The following is an 18,619-nucleotide window of genomic DNA, read 5'->3' on the forward strand; positions in this document are numbered from 1 at the left end:
CGTCAGTCTGGCGCGCCGGAGGTGTCTTCCAGCGCCACGGCGTCGACGCCGTAGACGTGCGACTCCAGGAATGCGCGCAGGTCGCCTGCCGAAAGGTCGGCGATCTCTTCCTGTGGCAGGTGTCCGACGCCGGGATAGACCATCAGCTGCGCGCCCGGGATGGCGGCTGCGAAATTGCGGCCATGCTCGACCGGGATCAGGTTGTCGTCCTCGCCGTGCATCACCAGGGTCGGCACGCTGATCGCCGACAGCAGCTCGGGCGAGGCTTCCGTGCGCTCGCCGCGTCCCGCCGACAGCGACAGCAGCGCTTCGCGGTGGCAGGGCGCGCGGGCGAGCGTCGCATAACGCTCCACCATCTCGTCCGTCACGAACGAGGGATCGCTGAAGCTGTTCTCGAGGCCGCCGCGGATCAGGGCGGACAGGTCGAGATCCTTCATCACCCGGCGGGCGAGATCGATCTCGAGCAGCTTGAACACCAGCGGGCGCGAATCGGTTTCGGCCTCGTCGCGCGGCCAGCCGCCGGCATCGACCAGCACGAGCCCGTCGAGCCGGTCCGGATGCGCCAGCGCATACGCCCAGGCGGCGCCGCCACCCATCGAGTTGCCGGCCAGCGTGAAATGCTCGATCCCGAGACCGTTGGCGACCCGGTTGATCGTCTCGACAAACTGTTTCGGACCGATGGCGTCGTTATCGAGGCAGCGCGACAGGCCATGACCCGGCAGGTCGATCGAGACGACGCGGTAGTCACGCTTGAGGTTGGTGACCCACGGCTCCCAGGTCTGCAGCGAAGCGGAGAAGCCGTGCACCAGCACGATCACGTTGCCATCGCGCGGACCGACATCGAGGAAGTGCACGCGCATGTCGTCGCCGAAGGCGAGATAGCGGCTGTCGGCGTTGGCATAGATCGATTCAAGTTGCTCGTAAGGAATGTCGCCGCGTCGCAGGGTCATCCACCCGGCGAAAAGGATGATACCCAAGGTGACAACGACGGCGAGGAGGCGGCGGAGCATGAGGCGGCGCAACTTTCAGATTCGACTCTGCGCGCGATAAGGGCCCGCCGGAGGGGTGGTGTCAAACCCTGATATCAGGCGCTGCACACCGGGCACTGCATGTCCCGCCGCAGCTGCACGCTGCGCGCGGTTCCGGCCAGTCCGTCGATCAGCAGCAGGCGTCCGGTCAGCGCGCTGCCGGCGCCGGTCACCAGCTTCAGCACTTCGAGTGCCATGGCCGAACCTGTCATTCCCGTAACCGGCCCGGCAACGCCAACCTCGTCGCAGGCTTCGGCCGCGGGCGGCGCTTCGGGCACCCAGCACTGGTAGCAGGGAGCGCCCGGGATGAGGCCGGAGGCGAACACGCCGACCTGTCCGGTCCATCCGCTGGCGGCGCCAGAGACCAGGGCCCGCCCGCTCGCATGCGCGAGACGGTTCAACGCGAAGCGTGTTTCGAAATTGTCGGAGGCATCGACCAGCACGGCGCCGGTGGGCGCGTCGCCGGCGCGGAACCGTTGGCCTACGGAGGAAATGTCGAGGCCGGGGTGCGCGGCGCGCAGGTGCTCAGCCAGGCGGGCTGCCTTCGGCGCGCCGGCGTCGGTCTCGCCGAACTGGATCTGGCGTTGCAGGTTGGAGCGCTCGACATGGTCATCGTCCCAGATCTCGATACGTCCGATACCGGCCGCTGCAAGGTACAGGGCGCACGGGCCGCCCAGCGCGCCCGCGCCGATGATGGAGACGGACGCCGCGCGCAGCTTCTGCACGCCGGGGCCGCCGATCTCCTTCAGCAGGATATGCCGCTTGTGGCGCTCGAGGTCGTCCGGACCGAGGCTCATGTCGCAGCACGCAGGGCCGTGGAGGACAGCGGATTGCCCCGCGCGCGCAGGTATACCCAGGCGGGAGCTGCACAGCCCGCAAGCCGTTCCGCATCACGCTCGGGCAAGCGGGCTTCGGCGAAGCGGCGCGTGAAGGGCAGGGCGCGCGATAGGCGCGTGCCGGGGCGCGAGACGACGGCGATCGGAACGCGGGCCGCAATCGTCTCCCAGTCCTTCCAGAGATGGAAAGTGGCGGCGCTGTCGGCGCCCATCAGCCAGACGAACTGCGCGCCGGGTTCGGCCGCCTGCAGGGCGGCCAGTGTGTCGACGGTGTAGGTCAGGCCCAGCTGTCGTTCGATATCGGTCACCTGCATACCGGCGCGCCCGGCCATGGCCTGCGCCGACGCGAAGCGTGTGTCGAACGATCCGTGTTCGGACTTCAGCGGATTGCCGCGCGCCACGACCCACCAGACATCATCAAGATGCAGGCGCCGCCTTGCCAGCTCGGCGACGTGCAAGTGGCCTTCATGGGCGGGATTGAAACTGCCGCCGAGAAGGCCAATGCGCCGGCCGTCTGCGGCGCCGGGCAGGGAAGGGCGCGTCAAGGCCGGACCTGTCCGGTGCCGCGCACGACGTACTTGTAGGTCGTCAGCTGGTCGGCGCCGACGGGCCCGCGCGCATGGATGCGGCCGGTGGCAATCCCGATCTCGGCGCCGAAGCCGAATTCGCCGCCATCGGCAAATTGCGTGGACGCATTGTGCAGCACGATGGCGCTGTCGACGCGCGCGAGGAATTCTTCCGCTGCGGCGTTGTCCTCGGTGATGATCGCGTCCGTGTGACCCGACGACCAGCGCGCGATATGCGCGAGGGCGCCTTCCAGCCCGTCGACGACTGCCACCGCGAGGATCGGCGCAAGATATTCGGTCGACCAGTCTTCATCCGTAGCCGGCGTAATGTCCGGCAGCAGCGCCCGCGTGCGCCTGTCGCCGCGCAGCTCGCAGCCCGCCGCCTGAAGGGCGCGCGCCATCGGCGGCAGCAGGGCCGGCGCGGCTGCCACGTCGACCAGCAGTGTTTCCAGCGAGCCGCAAACGCCTGTGCGCCGCATCTTCGCGTTGACCACGATATCGACTGCCTTCGCCGGATCGGCGGCGGCATCGACATAGGTGTGGCAAAGTCCCTCGAGGTGTCCGATCACCGGTACGCGCGCTTCGGCCTGCACGCGCTCGACGAGGCTGCGCCCGCCACGCGGCACGATCACGTCCAGCGCGCCGCCGAGGCCGGCCAGCATGTGGCCCACGGCTTCGCGGCTGGCGGTATCGACGAGCTGGACCGCGTCTTCCGGCAGGCCTTCGCCTGCGAGCGCGCTACGCATTGCGCCGGCCAACACGCGGGAAGTCAGCAGGCTTTCAGAGCCGCCGCGCAGGATGGCGGCGTTGCCGGAGCGCAGGCAGAGCGTGCCGGCATCCACCGTCACGTTCGGGCGGCTTTCATAGATGATGCCGATGACGCCGAGCGGCACCGCGACCCGCGCGATGTCGAGCCCGTTGGGGCGGCTCCAGCGGGCGAGTTCACGGCCCACCGGATCCGGCAGCGCCGCGACCGTTTCGACGCCCGCCGCGATGCCTTCGATCCGGCCCGCGTCGAGGGCGAGTCGGTCCAGCATCGATGGCGCGAGGCCTTTCGCGCGGGCGGCGTCCATGTCCTCTGCATTGGCGGCAAGGATGTCGGCCGCTGCGGCGCGAATGGCGGCGGCAATGGCGATCAGGCCGCGCGTGCGGTCTGCCGCCGGGCGCAGGCCAAGCGCGCGCGAGGCGGCCCGGGCGCGCGCGCCCATGTCGTGCATCTGCTCGGCAAGGCCGGCATCGGGGGGCGTGGCAGCAAGGGTCATGACAGGCAGGGATGTGCCGCAAATGGCTCGTTCCCGCAAGGCGCGGCCGCCGGCCCCGGGCGTCAGGGCAGGGAGGCGAGCAGCTGCAGCGCGGCGGCGCCGGCCGGTTCATAGACCGGATTTTCGCTCGCCATGGCGCTGACATACACAGCCTGCGAAAAGGCGCGCAGGTTATGCAGCTTCGCGAGGCCGGGTTCGGACGAGTAGGCCGCCGCACGCAGCGGATCATCTGCCGGCCAGAGGCCCGCGAACCAGGCGGTCCACTCCTCCGGCGTGAAGAAATCGCGCCGCGCAAGATACAGGACGGGCGCTGCAAGCCGCTCGCTTTCCCCGAAAACATAGGCGTGGTCCGCCGTGCCCACCTTGCGCGCCACCGCAGACAGCACGGCTTCGCCCTGGGCCCGCGTCAGTTCGGGATTGAGCGACAGCTGCATGAGCAGGTCGGCCATGTGCGCGACGCCGTGCCGCCAGCCTTCGCCGTCGATGAAGCCGCGATAGTCGGCGAGGCCCGCAAGGTAGGCATCGGCCGCCGCGATGAGGTCGCTGCGCTCGCTCTCGGACATCCAGGGTTCGATCCGGTCGGTGCGCGCCACTTCGGCCAGCGCCAGCGCTGCAAAGGGCTGGCGGAAACCTGCCGCATCCTCGCTCGCCAGCCGCGACAGCAACTCGGCCTTCAGCATACGGACCGTATCTGGCTCAACATTTCCGCCGCGCAGCGCCGATGACAGGACTTCATACGCATACCCGTCGCGCACCTCCGGTTGGGGGCTTTCCAGACAGTCGGGCAGCGACAGGACAAGCGCGGTGCGCGCGGCATCGTCCATGTCGGCCAGCGTCCTTTCACGCTGTGGCCCGGCGGCGAACAGGTCTGGCTGTATGACACAAGCGGCCGGCGGCGGAGGTTCGGCTGGTGGCGAAGCGACCGTGGCGCAGGCCGCAAGCAAGCCCACAGACAGGGTGATCAGCGGCATCCTCATCGGCGCGGCTCCCTTCAGGGTTCTTCGAGCACGACCCGGAAGCCGTACTGACGGTCCCGCGTCGTCACGGACAGCCGGGCCCGGTTGGCAGACCGGTGCGCGGACGGGCTACTCTTGACCGACCCGCCGCGCACAACGCGCCGGCTGCAGTCGCCCGACGTCATCGCGCTGCCATCGACCGGCGTGTCGCTGTAGCCATTGACATAGCAATCGGCGACCCATTCCCCGACATTGCCGAGCATGCCCTGCAGGCCGAACGGGTTCTCGGCGAGGCTCGCCGCTTCCCGTATCTTGTCGCGCGGGGCCTTGGCAGCGTCGAACTTGTCGCCCCACCAATAAGCCGTCGTGGTTCCTCCGCGGGCGGCGTATTCCCATTCCGCCTCCGTCGGCAGGCGATAGCTGCGCCCGGTCTCGGCGGACAGCCATTTGGTGTAGGCATTTGCATCGCGCCATGAGATCGCCGCCGCAGGCATGCCGGTCGAGTCCGGCATGCCGGGGCGATAGCCGCCGCACCCGCCATCCTCGACGCAGGCGCTCCACTGCGCATAGGTGATCTCGGTCTTGCTGATCGAGAAGGCCTTCACCGTCACGTCATGGTCCGGTCCCTCGATCGGCTCGCGCCCGGCTTCGGTCTTTGCCGATCCCATCCGGAAGGTGCCGCCGGGCAGCGCCACCATGGCCGGGCAAATGTCGCAAACCGGTTCCGGCGGCAGCGGTTCAGGCTCCGGCTCGGGCGGCGTGTCGACCACGGGCGTCTCGGGCACGGCGGTGTCGGCAGCCGAGGCATCAACCAGCGGAAGATCGGTCTCCGGCGCCGAAGGCATCTCGACCGGCTTGGTCTCTGCGGCGGCCAGCTCGACCGGCGCGTCAACCGCCGGCTCATTCGGCAACAGGCGCGAGACACCCCAGCCAGCCAGGATGATCGCTACCAGCCCGCCAACCATGACGGGTAAGGACGATCCGGATTTCTTTGCGGCCGGTGGCGCGGCCTTTGCGGGCGCAGGTTTTGGCGCAGCGGCGGGTTTCGGAGGCGGCGCCTCCGCCGCCGGCGCGGCCACGGCCTTCGGCGCCGCAGGGGGCGGAGGTGGTGGTGGAGGAGGCGGCGGCGGTGGAGGTGGAGGAGGTGGAGGCGGCGGCGGTGCCGGCTTCGTTTCGGCCCGCGCGATGGCGGCGATCCGGTTGCGCGCGAGGTCGGAATAGTGGCCGTCCGGATACCGTTTCAGGTAGGCCTCGAAATCAGCCTGATCGCGGCTGTCCTTCACAGATGTCCAGAAGGTCAGCTCCATCGTCATGTCTGCGGCCTGGCCCGGCGCCGGGGGCGGTGCGGACGGCTTCGCTTCGGCGGGCGCAGCCTGTTCCACCGCGCGTCGGATATCGATCACGAATTCCTTCCAGCGCGGATCCTCGCGGTTGCCGTCCCAGCCGATCAGGTCGGCGGACTGGGTCAGTTCGAACATGATCGGCCGTTCCGCGTCTTCGATCATGGCGGGGATCAGGATCGACGTGCGCTGGCCGAGCGTTGCCTCGGTGCGCACCCATTTCGATTTCACCGAAACGGTGGACCACAGCACGACCACCACATCCGCGTCGCGCAGCATGCCTTCGGTCACTTCGTCATAGGTCTGCCCGGCGCGCAGCACCTTGTCCCACCAGACGGAAAAGCCTTCGGCTGCCAGCGCTTCGGCAAACACCTGCGCCTTGGGGCGGTCAGCCCGGCTGTAGGAAAGGAAAATTGCGGCCATTCGTTCGTCCCCCGGCGCGGCCACAGGTCCAGCTCGCGCGTCAGGCGAACGTTTGCACACAAACCCGCTTTGCCAAAGGGGGCCGGAATCAGCTTCTGCCCGCAGCCGTCACACGGGGGCTGACAGGTGCGAGAAAAGCCCTAGTCTCATCTGCAAACAAGCGGAGGAAACCCATGATCGACATTGAGGCGATGCCTTTTATTGCGGACGTGCCGCGTGTTCAGGCCGCCCTGCGCCCGGAAGCGGCCGCCTTCTGGTTTGAAGGCAAGACCACCAGCTTTGCGGAACTGGAAAAGCGCTCCAACCAGGTGGCCAACGGTCTCATCGCCCTCGGCGTCAAGCCGGGCGACCGGGTCGGCTATCTCGCCAAGAATACGGACGCCTATTACGAGATGCTGTTCGGCTGCGCCAAGGCGCGCGCCGTGATGACCGGCGTCAACACCCGCCTCGCGCCGCCGGAGGTGAAATTCATCCTGTCGGACGCGAAAGCGAAGGTGCTGTTTGTCGGCAAGGAATTCTATGGCGTCATCGACCAGATCAAGGCCGAGCTGCCGGACCTTCAGCGCATCATCACCATCGACGGCGACCGTGAGGACTGGGACTATTACCCGTCCTGGCGCAATTCCAAGGCGGCCGCCAATCCGGGGCTGGCGGTGGCCGGCAACGACGATGTCATCCAGCTCTACACCTCCGGCACAACGGGCCTGCCCAAGGGCGTGATGCTCACCAATGACAACTACCATGCCTTCTTCAAACAGGCCTCGCTGCTGGAATGGTCGAGCTATGGTGTCGGCGAAGCGGTCATGAATGCCATGCCGCTGTTCCATGTGGCCGGGGTGAATGTCGGCGTGCTCGCATCCCAGCAGGGCGCCAAGACGGTGATCCTGCGCGAGATTGATCCGCAGCTGATCCTCAAGCTGATCGGCGACCACAAGATCGCCTACGCGTTCTGGGTGCCGGCCGTGATCCTGATGCTGACCCAGCAGCCCAATATCCGCGAGATCGACTTCTCCAGCCTGAAGATGATTTCCTATGGCGCCTCGCCGATTTCCGAAGCGCTGCTGCGCACGGCCGGCGAAATCACCGGCGCGCGCTTCTGCCAGCTCTACGGCCTGACGGAGACAGTCGGCGCCGGCACCTTCATGCCGCCGGAAGCGCATGACCCCGCTTGGGGCAAGTTGCGCTCGTGCGGTGTGCCCTGGCCGGGCGCGGTCGTGCGCGTGGTCGACGGCGAAGGCAATCCGATGCCAACCGGTGAGGTCGGCGAGATCGTCATCAAGGCGGGCTTCGTCATGAAGGGCTACTGGAACCGCGAGGACGCGACGAAAGAGGCGGTGCGCGGCGGTTTCTTCCATACCGGCGATGCCGGGTATTTCGACGAGGACGGCTTCCTCTACATCCACGACCGCGTGAAGGACATGATCGTGTCCGGCGGCGAGAACGTCTATCCGGCCGAAGTGGAGAATGCGATCTTCGGCGCGCCGGGCGTGGCGGATGTCGCGGTGATCGGCGTGCCAGATGACAAATGGGGCGAAGCCGTCAAGGCCATCGTCGTGAAGAAGCCGGGCGAAGATCCGTCTGCGGACAGTATCATCGCCTGGGCCAAGGAACGTATCGCGGCCTACAAGGCGCCCAAATCGGTCGACTTCATCGACGCCCTCCCGCGCAACCCCTCTGGCAAGATCCTCCGCAAGGACCTGCGCGAGCCCTACTGGAAGGGAATGACGCGTAGGGTGGGTTAAATTTCAGGAACGGTGCATCCAGCGCGGCCCTTCGGTGCATCTACGATGCAGCCACAAGGGAATCAGAGCATGCACCGATCCGCCGTCCGCACCTTGAACGCCGCCCTGCTGCTGCTTGCCGCGGCCTGCGCCACGCCGCCCGTGCCTGAGCCCGAGGCCGAAGCGCCGCCGCCGGCCTTCTCGCAGCAGGACGCCAAGGACATCATCGCGGCGCTCGGCGAGATACCGGCCCCCGGCGGCATCAACGAGCAGGTCACGGCCCGCATCGGGGGCATCGACCAGGCGCTGACGATCCGGGGAAAGGATCTCGCAAATCCGGTCATCATCGTCGTGCATGGCGGACCCGGCACGCCGGAAATGGCCATGAGCTGGACCTACCAGCGAGGCTGGGAAGACTATTTCACCGTCGTGCAATGGGATCAGCGCGGCACCGGCAAGACCTACCGCCTGAATGACGCGGACGCGGTTGCCGCCAGCTTCTCGATTGAGCGCATGCGCGATGACCTGATCGAGGTCATTGATTTCGTCCGTGAGCGGACGGGCCAGGAGAAAGTCGTCATTCTCGGCCATTCCTGGGGCACCGTCATCGGGTTGCAGGCTGCACTCGCCCGCCCGGACGCCGTCTCGGTCTATATCGGCAGCGGCCAGATGGTGAACATGCGGCGCAATGAACAGGTGGGCTTTGACGCCACGCTGGCCGCGGCGCGGGCGGACGGGAATGCGCAGGCCATCGCCGATCTGGAAGCGCTGGCGCCCTATCCCGGGCCCGGCGCGTTGACGCTCGCGCGCATTGGCGCGCAGCGGAACTGGCTCATACACTATGGCGGGACAGGCGGCTTCCGGTCGGACATCGATCCCTGGTTCCGCGCCATCCGTCTTGCGCCGGAATACACGGAGGACGACCGCAAGACCTATGACGAGGGCGGGCTCATCGCGCTCGAAGCGCTGTTGCCAGAGTTGACGGAAGTGGATTTCGACACGGTGACTGAGAGCCCTGTCCCGGTCTTCATGCTGCACGGCCGGCATGATCTCAATACGCCGTCACAGATCGCGGCGGAGTGGATGGACAGGCTCTCGGCGCCGGCCAAGGCGACCTACTGGTTCGAGCGCTCGGCGCACCTCTCCTACATGGAGGAGCCGGGCGCGACTCTGGTCACGCTGGTGAACTGCATCCGCCCCTATGCGGTGGAAGCGGACATTGAAACGGCGCGCGCGAAGATCGCGCCGTCCTGCGAAAGCGGCGCTGCGCCTTAGTGGGCGAGCTTCAGCCAGTCGCGGGCAGCCTGCAGGGCCTGTTTCACTTCGTCCGAGGTCAGCATTTCCGCCATTTCCTGGCGCTGCGCCCTGGCATCCTCGTGTCCGCGCACGGCGGCGAGGTTGAACCACTTGTGCGCTTCGATGAGGTTGATCTCGGTTCCCGTGCCGGTCGCGAAGGCGAGGCCGGCGCGGTAGAGGTCTTCGGGGAGGGAGTGGGCGCCGATCAGCGCGCCGGGCTCCATCGGAATATCTGAGTAAGCCATTGATAGTCGTCCTTTACACCTGCCGCGAGCTGTCTGGGTTTTCCCCATGTCCGGGCTGCGGCCCATTCACCTGCCGGACCATCCGGCAACGGATCAAAGGTGACGCGAAGGGGTTGGGACATGGTTAACAACGCATGGCGCCGGACACGGCTTGGTGAACGCAGGCGGCCCGCCTGTTAGGATTTGCCTTTCCGCAGGATCATTCCGTGCCCGGATAACGTTCGAACGCCGCCAGCTTATGGATGTGCGACGTCCATACGGGCTGCTCGGCCGTCTGGACGCGGGCGTTGGGCGGGAATGCGTCCGGATCGTCCAGCGTCACCGACTGAACATCCACCAGCCCGGGCAGGTAGGTTTCGTTGACATAGAATAGACCGGTGCCGCACTGGCTGCAGAAGCGGCGGAACGTGTCGCCGGACGTGTTGATCAATGCCGGGTGGCCCCGCGTGATCTTCAGTCGCCCGGCCGGCATCACCGCCCAGCTGACCATCGGAGCCCCGGCGCTGAGCTGGCAATCCCGGCAATGGCAGATCGATACGCGGTCCGGCGCCGCGCTGAGTTCATACCGGATTGCGCCGCAGCGGCAGCCGCCCGTGATCGCCATGACTTGCCTCCAATGTTCATGTTTTGTTCAAGATGCCATGGGCCACGCGCCAAGTCAAAGAAAAACCCCGCAGTTGCCTGCGGGGTCTGTCCGTTTACCGTCGCGGAGCCTGAAATCAGGCGGCGATCTTCTTCTTGGCCAGCGACTTGGCGAGTTTTTCCATCGCCTTGCCCTTGTCGATGTTCTCGACGGCGGCCAGCTCGCGGGCCATCCGGTCCAGCGCGCTCTCATACAGCTGGCGCTCGGAATAGGACTGCTCCGGCTGGTCGTCGCCGCGGTGAAGGTCGCGCACGACTTCCGCGATCGAGATCAGGTCGCCCGAATTGATCTTCGCTTCGTATTCCTGGGCGCGGCGCGACCACATGGTGCGCTTGATGCGGGCCTTGCCGCCAAGGGTCTTCAGGGCATCGTCGACCAGTTTCGAACCGGCCAGGGCGCGCATGCCCGAGGCTTCGGCGCGGTTGGTCGGCACGCGCAGGATCATCTTGTCCTGGTCAAAGGCGACCACATAGACTTCGAGCTGCATGCCGGCAACGGTCTGCTTCTCGATTGCCGTGATCTTGCCGACGCCGTGGGCCGGGTAGACAACGCTTTGCCCGACCTCGAACGCCAAAGTCCGAGTCTCTGCTTTTTTCGCCATTCTGAATTGACCCTTTTTCTACACACACGTAAGCGACGATCTTCCCGGCCCAGTTCCCTTAATGAGGTACTGAGTTAGGAATTCCCGCTTCTCTATGATTATTGATCAGACCCAAGACATAACACGAATTTGGCGCATTTACAACAGGTGCGCGCAGACGGTCACAATTCGTAAATGGAATGGAATCAAGCGCCTCGTTAACGTTTGAGGCACCTTGGAAGCTGTAGCAACTGTGGGCCGAATCGCACTCCGAGGGGTCTCAGTCGCCGGTTCCGGGGTTGGCGCTGAAGTATTTTTCCAGCTTTCCAGTCTCCTGCGCAAATTGCTCGCGGTCGGCCGGCGGCTCCTTCATCCGGGTGATGTTCGGCCAGGATTTGGCATACTCGGAGTTGAGTTTCAGCCATTTCCCGTCCGGATCGTCCTCCGTATCCGGCTTGATCGCCTCGACCGGGCATTCCGGCTCGCACACGCCGCAGTCGATGCACTCATCCGGGTGGATGACGAGCATGTTCTCGCCTTCGTAGAAACAGTCGACCGGGCAGACCTCCACGCAATCCATGTATTTGCAGCGGATGCAGGCATCGACAACGATGTAGGTCATGTTCGGGTCAGTCTCGCAGGAAGGGAAGCTCAGGCCAGCCAATTGGCGGCGACGCCCGGCACTGTCAATGTGGCAGGCTCAACTGCCGGTGCAGAATCGCTCAACCGGCCTCTGAGGAACGCAGCTCGGCCCGCTTTCGCGCCTCGGCGCGGGCGATGTCGTCGACATACAGCAGCCCGGCGACGTGGCGCACATAGGCCTCCTCGACATCCGAGCGCTCGCCGTCCGACAGGATCACGCGGTAGATCGCCTCGATCACCTTCACCCGGTCCGCCATCGGCAGCTTTTTCGCGTGCTTGGTGAACTGGTGGCTGCCCACCGCTTCCTCCGCCAGCGCTTCGGCCTCGGCCAGCACGGCGTCGGCCTTGTCGGCGTCGAAGTTGAAGGATTCGAGCAGGATCTCGGCGATCATGTCGCTCTCGATGTTGACATAGACGCCGTCCACCAGCGCCGCCTCGACCAGCAGCGCCGCGACCGCGACTTCCGATGGCATCGGCTGTTCGGCAGGGGTCTTCGGCGTGAACAGGTTTTTCAGGGACTTCATCATGCGCCAGTCTCCAGCGGGCGGTACAACATCCGCGCTTCTTCGGCTGGCCCCCTGCGGGTTCCGAGATCAAGCACTTCGACCGTGAGAATATCCGTGCCTTTCCCGAATGTCACCACGTCGCCCACCACCAGGCTGACACCGGGCTTGTCGGTGCGGCGCAGCTGGCCGGCATGGGTGAGGCGCAGGCCGGACTTGCGGACAAAGGCGGTCGACAGGGCGCGCGTGCGGAAAAACCGGGCGCGCCATAGCCAGACGTCGGCGCGCACAGACGTTTCCGCCGCTGCTTCGGGCATCATCGGAACGGGCGGTACCGGAACTTGCCGGGCGCGGCCGCCTGTGGGGCGGCGGGCTTGCTGCCCTTGCGGGGGCGGGGCGGCTTGGGCGGCTTCGGCGGAGGCAGCAGGGCGGCGAGCGCGGCGAAGGGACTGTTCGGGTCAACAGGCTTGCTGCGCGGCTCGAAGCGCGGCTGGCTGCCCGCCTCGCCGCGGCGATCGGGCCGGGGGCTGGGTCGCTCCGTGCGCGGACGATCAGACCTGCCGCCGTCGCGCTTCGGGCGCTCGCCCTGCGGCGCACCTTCCGTCTTTGGCGGATGCGCGCGGCGGGCCGGGCGCTCCTCGCCCTCCGGGCGCGACCGCGCCGAATAGCGCCACAGTTTCACCGCGCCGGTTTCTGCATCCTTCTCGGCCGGCGCGATGCCGAACCCTTTCAGGACGGCCGGCCAGTCGTCGGCCGGGCAGGAGATCACCGAGGCGAGGTCGATCGGAATCTCGAACACCGCCTTGCCGGCATCCTTGCGCCGTTTGGCCAGCTCCCAGCCAAGGCGTTCGGCGAGGTCGGCCCGCACGGCCCGGCGCCCGAAGCGCAGGTAGCCATTGGCTGCCAGCGCCGCCTCGGGCCAGGTACCGTCAAGACCGAACGAGCCAGCGCCCTCGGGCGCGAGCGGATACTCGGTGGCCGACTCAACAGCCTTGAGGATGGCGATCATCTTTTGCGCAGCGGGCTTTTGCGCGTCCGGCGTATAGGCGGCGACCCGGCCGACGCGGATGCCGGCGGCCTTCAGGGCCTCGCGCTGCTCCGGGTTGAGGCGCGGCGCGGATTCGTCCGTGCGCAGATCAATCGCGGCGCCGCTTTCGAGGATGCGGAAGGCGAGGCCGCGCAGCAAGCCCTCCAGCGCTTCACCCGACTTGGCGAAGGCGAGCCGCGCATGCGTCGGCAATACGCGCCCGATCTCGCCGCGCACCCATTCCTCGATCCGGGCCAGCGCCGGCTGGCGTTCGGCCGGTTCGGCCTCGACCGCGCCGATCAGCTCGACGCGCGGGGTCATCCATTGCTGGCCCTTGGCCAGGCGGGCGACCGGCGCACCGTTATGCTCGACTTCCGCAGCTTCGGTCAGGCGGAAGGATTCGGCGGGCGCGGACGCGATCTCGGCGAGGCGGGCGCTCAGCATCGGGCGGATGGCGGCGAGCGCGGCGCCGCGCACGGCCTTGCCTTCCAGCGTGCGGGCATCGACCACCGGTTCGAACGTCAGCCCGCGCAGGCGGCCAACCAGATGGCCCTCCACCGTCACATCGCCTTCGGGCGTCAGGTCAGTCACGAGTGCATCTTCTTTCCTCAGGCTTGCAAGCAGGGCAGTGGTGCGCCGGTCCACGAACCGGGCTGTCAGCGCTTCGTGTAGCGCGTCTGACAGGGAGTCTTCAATCTCCCGGGTCTTCTGTTGCCAATAAGATGGATTCTCCAGCCAGTCCTGCCGGTGCGCGGCATAGGTCCAGGTGCGGATGGCGGCCAGCCGTTGCTGCAACTGGTTGATGTCGCCGCGGACGGAGGCGAGGTCTTCCATCCGGCGGCTGAGCCCCTCGTCGGAGAGGCGCGCATCGGGATCGGCCAGCGTCTCGGCGAGGCCCAGCACGAGGCGCCCGTGGCCTTCGGGGCCGGCCTTGCGGAAATCGGGCAGCCGGGCGAGATCCCAGAGCCGGCGCACCTTGCGCTCGCCCGTCACGTTCGGGCCGATGCCGCCGTCTTCGCTCATCCGGCGCAGCACCCATTCATCCAGCGCCCGCGGATTGTGGATCAGCACCGGATTGCCGGACGGCTTCTCTAGCGAGCGGATGAGCGCCTTGAGACTGGAATAGTCGAGCGCCGAATTGCGCCACTGGATCGCATCGACCGGATCGAACCGGTGCGCCTCGATGGCTTTCCACTCTTCATCTGCGAAGGGCGGGCAGCTGCCGGTCTCGCCGAATTCGCCGTCCGTGCGGAAGCGCCCTGCGCGGCCTGCGATTTGCCCGCACTCGGCCAATGTCAGCGGGCGGTGGCGGCGGCCATCATACTTCGTGCGCGCGGCAAACACGACGCGCTCGACATTCAGGTTGAGCCCCATGCCGATGGCATCAGTGGCGACAATGTAGTCGACCTCGCCGGACTGGTAGAGTGCCACCTGCGCATTGCGGGTACGCGGCGAGAGGGCGCCCATCACGACCGCCGCGCCGCCCTTCTGCCTGCGGAGCAGTTCGGCGATGGCATAGACTTCCTCGGCGCTGAACGCGACGATGGCAGTGCGCTTCGGCAGCTTGGTGATCTTGGCATGGCCGGCATAGCGCAGCTCGGAGAAGCGCGGGCGCGGTTCTGTCTCCACACCCAGCTTCAGGTCCTTGAGCAAGCCCCGCATCGTGTCGGCGCCCAGCAGCAGCGTCTCGTGCGTGCCGCGCATGTGGAGGATGCGGTCGGTGAACACATGTCCGCGGTCGTCATCCTCGGCGAGCTGAATCTCGTCGATGGCGACAAAGTCGGCGCGCACATCCACCGGCATCGATTCCACCGTGCAGACGAAGTAGCGCGCCGTTGGCGGCTGGATGCGTTCCTCGCCGGTCAGCAAGGCGGCAGCGGCATAGCCCTTCGCTTCGACCACGCGGTCATACACCTCGCGCGCCAGCAGCCGCAGCGGCAGGCCAATCATGCCTGTGCCGTGGGCGAGCATGCGCTCGATGGCGTAGTGCGTCTTGCCGGTATTGGTGGGGCCGAGAATGGCCTTCAAGGTGGTCATGTGCGGGTGAGGGGTGGGGACGGCGGGCGCTTAAGTCAAGCTCTGCCGGCTGCGAAGCGGCGCACCATGCCGAGTTCGCCCGGCCGCAGGCCCGGCGGCAGCACGGTGCCCGCATCATACACCGCGCCGGAAAGCGACAGCGGGTCACCGTCGGCCCACAGGCAGGTCGCACCCGACAGGTTGGCGCCGGCCAGCGTGGCCTGGCGCAGCGAAGCGCCGGTGAAGTCCGCCCCGATCAGGCAGGCACCGGACAGGTCGGCGCCCCGCAGGCAGGCATGGCGCAGCGAGGCCTGCCGCAGGTGCGCATGGCGGAAGGTGGCCGACATCAGCCGCGCATAGTCGAAGCGTGCCCGTTCGAGGTTTGCCCAGTCGAGGCAGGCGGCGCGCAGCTCGCAGTCGCGGAAGGCGGCGCCGGTCAGGTCGCGCCCGCTGAAGTCGGCGCGCAGGAAATCCTGCCGCTCGATGCGCGCGCCGCGCAGTTCGGCCAGGCCGAGCTCGGTCACCCGTTCAGAATCCATGTACCGGATGGCGATCACGCCCGACTCCCTTGCCCGCCTGGCAAACTGGCGTGATTGGCCGGCCAGCGCAATCGCTGGTGGCGGCTTTCCGTTTGACCCGCAAAACACCGTCCGATACCGGAAGGGCAGTCACCAGGAAGGTCACTTGCCGCCGTGTCCGTTTATCGCTCCCTCCTGTTCGTGCCGGGTTCCCGGCCAGACCGTTTCGACAAGGCCGCCGCCTCCGGCGCCGACGCCGTGATCATCGACCTGGAGGATGCCGTCCTGCCGGCGGACAAGCCCAAGGCGCGCGCCGACGTGCTCGCCTGGCTCGGCGCAAGCGATCGCGCCGCAGTTGGCGTGCGCCTCAACTCGCCGCGCACCGCCGCGGGCTGCGCCGATCTCGCCGCGATTGCCGCCGCCGGGGACACGCTGCGCGCTGCCTTCCTGATGGTGCCGAAGGCAGAGACCGCCGTCGATCTCGAGATCGTGGCAGAGGCGAGCGGCACGCGCGCCCCGCTGATCGCCGTGATCGAAAGCGGCCGGGCGCTGGTCAACGCTACCGCGATCGCTGCGCAGGCGGCGGGCGGGCTGATGTTCGGAGGCGTCGATTTCTCGGCCAGCCTCGGCGCCGATGTGGCGGACTGGGACGCCATGCTGACCGCGCGCGGCCTGATTGCTGCCGCCGCCGGCGCGGCGGGGGTTGCGGCCTATGACGTGCCCTTCCTCGATACGTCGGATACGGACGGTCTGGCGGCCTCGACCCGCCGCGTCCGCGCAATGGGTTTCTGCGGCCGCGCCTGCATCCATCCGGGGCAGGTGGCAACGGTCAATGCCGCCTTCACGCCGGGTCCGGACGAGGTCGCCGAAGCGCGCGCTGTGCTGGCGGCGATGCAGGATGCCGGCAGCGGCGTGGCGCTCTTCAAGGGCAAGATGATCGACCGGCCGGTCGTGCTGGCCGCGCAGCGGATCATTGCGGCGGCGCGCACGGATTGAGAAAAGCAGACCATGACAAGCCTCGCTCTCACCCCGGTTGCCCATGTGCGCGGCGGACGTGCGCGGCCTGAAGACGACAACTGGGGTGCCGAGCGCGCCCGGATCGTCCTCGTCGACGGGCTCGCTGCCGACGCCCTCGCCGGGCTGGATGCCTTCAGCCATGCCGAGATCATATTCCAGTTCCATCTGGTGCCGGACGACCGGATCGAGACCGGCGCGCGGCGTCCGCGCGGCAATCCCGACTGGCCCCTCGTCGGCATCTTCGCGCAGCGGGGCAAGAATCGCCCGAACAGGATCGGCGTGACAGTCTGCCGGATCGTCGCGGTGGAGGGCCGCGAGATCGAGGTGGAGGGTCTCGACGCGATTGACGGGACGCCTGTGCTCGACATCAAGCCGGTGATGCGCGAATTCCTGCCGCGCGGCGACATCCGTCAGCCGAACTGGGCCAGCGAGCTGATGAAGGACTACTGGTAGGCACGGGCAGTCGCCCTAAGTGGAACCAATGCGGGGGCATTTGCCTTCCTACGCATATCCCTTTCACGCCGGAGTATGACATGACCCTTCGATTGCTGATCATCGCCGCCAGCACCCTCGGCCTCGCAGCCTGTACGGGCGGGCCTTCGGGGCGCGCCAAGGATGCGCCGCCGCTGCAGGCTGTGCCTTCCGTCGATGCAACCCGCTATGCCGGTCTCTGGTACGAGATCGCCCGGTATCCGAACGGCTTCCAGAAAAACTGCGAGGGCGTTACCGCTGAATACACGCTGCGCGATGACGGGCGCATCGGCGTTCTGAACACCTGCCGCACCGGCACGAAGTCCGGCGAGCCGCGCGATGCCGATGGCATCGCCAAACCGATCGACGGATCGGGCGGTGCACGTCTTGCGGTGAATTTCGCGCCGATCCCGTTGCCGGCGGGCGACGGCAACTACTGGGTGATCTATCTCGACGACGCCTATGCGCATGCCGTTGTCGGCGAGCCGTCCGGGCGGTATCTCTGGTACCTGTCGCGCACCCCCACGATCTCGCCGGACGTCCGCGCCCGGATGGATGCGGCGGCTGAGGCGCAGGGCTATGACCTCTCGATGCTGAAGGAAACGATCCAGCCATGAGCGATCCGCGTCTTGATGCCCTCGCGGCCTCGATGCCCTTCGCCGGGCAGGTGGGCCTGCGTTTCACACAGGCAGACAAGGCGTGTGTGCAGGCGCAGGTGACGGTTGGTGCGGAGCATTGCACGGCGGGCGGCATCGCGCATGGCGGCTTCCTGATGACGCTGGCGGACTGTGCGGGGGCAGTCGGCGCGTTCCTGAATTTGCCGGAGGGCAGCAAGGGGACGACCACGACCGAAAGCAAGACAAACCTGATCGCGGCGGCGCCGGCTGGCAGTGTACTGACAGCGACCGCCGAGCCGGTCAGCACGGGTCGGCGCCTGCAGGTCTGGCAAACGCGGATCGAGACGGCGGACGGCAAGCTGGTCGCGCTGACGACGCAGACGCAGCTGAATCTCTGAGCGCACGCGCGTGCAGCCGGACCGGCAGGAGCCGTCCGGGTCCGGAGGGTATTGTGGCCAGCCAGTCGCCGTTCCGGCAACTGGCCTCCTCCGGGAAATCGCAGCGCGATTTCTTGTCCGTCGGAGCCTCGCGCGGCGGACGCCCGCAGCGTCCGGGTAGAAAAGTGTATTGCGGATGGACGCCTCGCGTCCGCCGCGCCCGGCCCGGGGCTTCGGGCAGTTCTCGGGATGACTTCGGCGCCGCCAGGCCTTGGCTGCTTACCCGCTTCGGACCCGGCCTGAGAGGACTGGGTGGCCAGAGGGATTCTCCACCGGCATTTGCTCCGGCTTGCCTGGTTCGACGTCCCTAGGGCGAAGGTGGGCCGTTATCCCACTTTCGCCCACACCCGGGCCGGTCCAGCGACAACCGAACGGTACCGGCCCGGCTCCTGTCGCTGGATGAGGGGAGATTACACCCGCTGCGGACCCCGCCGGATTGGTTTGGGTGAAAAAAGTTCTGCGCTTGTCATCCCCG

20 protein-coding genes are annotated in these 18,619 nt (G+C 67.2%); 6 read left to right on the top strand and 14 right to left on the bottom strand.

Going from position 1 to position 18,619, the window contains the following annotated elements; genetic code table 11:
• Nucleotides 1-2: 2 nt before the first annotated feature.
• From IPK75_07125 to IPK75_07150, 6 genes are all read right to left on the bottom strand, one after another.
• Nucleotides 3-1,010: an alpha/beta hydrolase gene (locus IPK75_07125; protein MBK8198127.1), complete on the bottom strand. Its 1,008-nt coding sequence runs from the start codon at nt 1,008-1,010 to the stop codon at nt 3-5.
• 74 nt (nt 1,011-1,084) lie between these two features.
• The gene (locus tag IPK75_07130; GenBank protein ID MBK8198128.1) at nt 1,085-1,825 is read right to left on the bottom strand and encodes a HesA/MoeB/ThiF family protein; all 741 of its coding nucleotides are present in this window, start codon (nt 1,823-1,825) and stop codon (nt 1,085-1,087) included.
• Nucleotides 1,822-2,409 carry a nicotinate-nucleotide adenylyltransferase gene (locus IPK75_07135; GenBank protein ID MBK8198129.1) on the bottom strand — a complete coding sequence of 196 codons (588 nt, stop codon included), beginning with the start codon at nt 2,407-2,409 and terminating at the stop codon, nt 1,822-1,824. Before IPK75_07135 ends, IPK75_07130 begins: the two co-directional genes overlap by 4 nt.
• Nucleotides 2,406-3,692, bottom strand: coding sequence for a glutamate-5-semialdehyde dehydrogenase (locus tag IPK75_07140; protein ID MBK8198130.1), 1,287 nt, complete (start codon nt 3,690-3,692; stop codon nt 2,406-2,408). The genes IPK75_07135 and IPK75_07140 overlap by 4 nt, the downstream gene beginning before the upstream one ends.
• A 62-nt stretch (nt 3,693-3,754) precedes the next feature.
• The gene (locus IPK75_07145) at nt 3,755-4,669 is read right to left on the bottom strand and encodes a DUF2785 domain-containing protein (protein ID MBK8198131.1); all 915 of its coding nucleotides are present in this window, start codon (nt 4,667-4,669) and stop codon (nt 3,755-3,757) included.
• Between the two features lie 14 nt (nt 4,670-4,683).
• Nucleotides 4,684-6,411, bottom strand: coding sequence for an SUMF1/EgtB/PvdO family nonheme iron enzyme (locus IPK75_07150; GenBank protein MBK8198132.1), 1,728 nt, complete (start codon nt 6,409-6,411; stop codon nt 4,684-4,686).
• Nucleotides 6,412-6,584: 173 nt separating this feature from the next.
• Between IPK75_07150 and IPK75_07155 the strand changes: the two genes are divergently transcribed.
• Entirely contained in the window at nt 6,585-8,153 is a 1,569-nt protein-coding gene (locus IPK75_07155; GenBank protein MBK8198133.1) for a long-chain-fatty-acid--CoA ligase, read from the top strand.
• 69 nt (nt 8,154-8,222) lie between these two features.
• Complete coding sequence (locus IPK75_07160) at nt 8,223-9,407, top strand: alpha/beta hydrolase (GenBank protein MBK8198134.1); 1,185 nt, start codon at nt 8,223-8,225, stop codon at nt 9,405-9,407.
• Here the strand turns inward: IPK75_07160 and IPK75_07165 are convergent.
• The 8 genes from IPK75_07165 to IPK75_07200 form a co-directional block, all read right to left on the bottom strand.
• Nucleotides 9,404-9,673, bottom strand: coding sequence for a sel1 repeat family protein (locus tag IPK75_07165; GenBank protein ID MBK8198135.1), 270 nt, complete (start codon nt 9,671-9,673; stop codon nt 9,404-9,406). The genes IPK75_07160 and IPK75_07165 overlap by 4 nt on opposite strands.
• A 199-nt stretch (nt 9,674-9,872) precedes the next feature.
• Nucleotides 9,873-10,277: a GFA family protein gene (locus IPK75_07170; GenBank protein MBK8198136.1), complete on the bottom strand. Its 405-nt coding sequence runs from the start codon at nt 10,275-10,277 to the stop codon at nt 9,873-9,875.
• Nucleotides 10,278-10,392: 115 nt separating this feature from the next.
• The gene (locus IPK75_07175; GenBank protein MBK8198137.1) at nt 10,393-10,917 is read right to left on the bottom strand and encodes a CarD family transcriptional regulator; all 525 of its coding nucleotides are present in this window, start codon (nt 10,915-10,917) and stop codon (nt 10,393-10,395) included.
• A 259-nt stretch (nt 10,918-11,176) separates the two neighbouring features.
• A complete protein-coding gene (locus IPK75_07180) occupies nt 11,177-11,518 on the bottom strand; it encodes a ferredoxin family protein (GenBank protein MBK8198138.1) in 342 nt (113 codons plus the stop codon).
• A 100-nt stretch (nt 11,519-11,618) separates the two neighbouring features.
• A complete protein-coding gene (locus IPK75_07185; GenBank protein MBK8198139.1) occupies nt 11,619-12,065 on the bottom strand; it encodes a TerB family tellurite resistance protein in 447 nt (148 codons plus the stop codon).
• Complete coding sequence (locus tag IPK75_07190) at nt 12,062-12,358, bottom strand: RNA-binding S4 domain-containing protein (GenBank protein MBK8198140.1); 297 nt, start codon at nt 12,356-12,358, stop codon at nt 12,062-12,064. Before IPK75_07190 ends, IPK75_07185 begins: the two co-directional genes overlap by 4 nt.
• The gene (locus tag IPK75_07195; protein MBK8198141.1) at nt 12,358-15,105 is read right to left on the bottom strand and encodes a helicase; all 2,748 of its coding nucleotides are present in this window, start codon (nt 15,103-15,105) and stop codon (nt 12,358-12,360) included. The genes IPK75_07190 and IPK75_07195 overlap by 1 nt, the downstream gene beginning before the upstream one ends.
• 35 nt (nt 15,106-15,140) lie before the next feature.
• Nucleotides 15,141-15,641, bottom strand: coding sequence for a pentapeptide repeat-containing protein (locus IPK75_07200; protein MBK8198142.1), 501 nt, complete (start codon nt 15,639-15,641; stop codon nt 15,141-15,143).
• Between the two features lie 135 nt (nt 15,642-15,776).
• On the opposite strand from IPK75_07200, the gene IPK75_07205 reads away from it, so the two are divergent.
• The 4 genes from IPK75_07205 to IPK75_07220 all read left to right on the top strand — a co-directional run bounded on the left by IPK75_07205 (nt 15,777) and on the right by IPK75_07220 (nt 18,105).
• The gene (locus IPK75_07205; protein MBK8198143.1) at nt 15,777-16,598 is read left to right on the top strand and encodes a CoA ester lyase; all 822 of its coding nucleotides are present in this window, start codon (nt 15,777-15,779) and stop codon (nt 16,596-16,598) included.
• Nucleotides 16,599-16,610: 12 nt separating this feature from the next.
• Nucleotides 16,611-17,072: an SAM-dependent methyltransferase gene (locus IPK75_07210; GenBank protein ID MBK8198144.1), complete on the top strand. Its 462-nt coding sequence runs from the start codon at nt 16,611-16,613 to the stop codon at nt 17,070-17,072.
• 80 nt (nt 17,073-17,152) lie between these two features.
• Nucleotides 17,153-17,707, top strand: coding sequence for a lipocalin family protein (locus IPK75_07215; protein ID MBK8198145.1), 555 nt, complete (start codon nt 17,153-17,155; stop codon nt 17,705-17,707).
• Nucleotides 17,704-18,105: a PaaI family thioesterase gene (locus IPK75_07220; protein MBK8198146.1), complete on the top strand. Its 402-nt coding sequence runs from the start codon at nt 17,704-17,706 to the stop codon at nt 18,103-18,105. Before IPK75_07215 ends, IPK75_07220 begins: the two co-directional genes overlap by 4 nt.
• The last annotated feature ends 514 nt before the right edge of the window (nt 18,106-18,619 follow it).

It is taken from the genome of Acidobacteriota bacterium (assembly GCA_016712445.1).
Taxonomy (GTDB): Bacteria; Pseudomonadota; Alphaproteobacteria; order Caulobacterales; family Hyphomonadaceae; genus Hyphomonas.

Bases quoted from the DNA above. Each gene is read 5' to 3' on its own strand.
- IPK75_07125 (MBK8198127.1), bottom strand. From the start codon at position 1,010: ATGCTCCGCCGCCTCCTCGCCGTCGTTGTCACCTTGGGTATCATCCTT.
- IPK75_07130 (MBK8198128.1), bottom strand. From the start codon at position 1,825: ATGAGCCTCGGTCCGGACGACCTCGAGCGCCACAAGCGGCATATCCTG.
- IPK75_07140 (MBK8198130.1), bottom strand. From the start codon at position 3,692: ATGACCCTTGCTGCCACGCCCCCCGATGCCGGCCTTGCCGAGCAGATG.
- IPK75_07145 (MBK8198131.1), bottom strand. From the start codon at position 4,669: ATGAGGATGCCGCTGATCACCCTGTCTGTGGGCTTGCTTGCGGCCTGC.
- IPK75_07150 (MBK8198132.1), bottom strand. From the start codon at position 6,411: ATGGCCGCAATTTTCCTTTCCTACAGCCGGGCTGACCGCCCCAAGGCG.
- IPK75_07155 (MBK8198133.1), top strand. From the start codon at position 6,585: ATGATCGACATTGAGGCGATGCCTTTTATTGCGGACGTGCCGCGTGTT.
- IPK75_07160 (MBK8198134.1), top strand. From the start codon at position 8,223: ATGCACCGATCCGCCGTCCGCACCTTGAACGCCGCCCTGCTGCTGCTT.
- IPK75_07165 (MBK8198135.1), bottom strand. From the start codon at position 9,673: ATGGCTTACTCAGATATTCCGATGGAGCCCGGCGCGCTGATCGGCGCC.
- IPK75_07170 (MBK8198136.1), bottom strand. From the start codon at position 10,277: ATGGCGATCACGGGCGGCTGCCGCTGCGGCGCAATCCGGTATGAACTC.
- IPK75_07175 (MBK8198137.1), bottom strand. From the start codon at position 10,917: ATGGCGAAAAAAGCAGAGACTCGGACTTTGGCGTTCGAGGTCGGGCAA.
- IPK75_07180 (MBK8198138.1), bottom strand. From the start codon at position 11,518: ATGACCTACATCGTTGTCGATGCCTGCATCCGCTGCAAATACATGGAT.
- IPK75_07185 (MBK8198139.1), bottom strand. From the start codon at position 12,065: ATGATGAAGTCCCTGAAAAACCTGTTCACGCCGAAGACCCCTGCCGAA.
- IPK75_07190 (MBK8198140.1), bottom strand. From the start codon at position 12,358: ATGCCCGAAGCAGCGGCGGAAACGTCTGTGCGCGCCGACGTCTGGCTA.
- IPK75_07195 (MBK8198141.1), bottom strand. From the start codon at position 15,105: ATGACCACCTTGAAGGCCATTCTCGGCCCCACCAATACCGGCAAGACG.
- IPK75_07210 (MBK8198144.1), top strand. From the start codon at position 16,611: ATGACAAGCCTCGCTCTCACCCCGGTTGCCCATGTGCGCGGCGGACGT.
- IPK75_07215 (MBK8198145.1), top strand. From the start codon at position 17,153: ATGACCCTTCGATTGCTGATCATCGCCGCCAGCACCCTCGGCCTCGCA.
- IPK75_07220 (MBK8198146.1), top strand. From the start codon at position 17,704: ATGAGCGATCCGCGTCTTGATGCCCTCGCGGCCTCGATGCCCTTCGCC.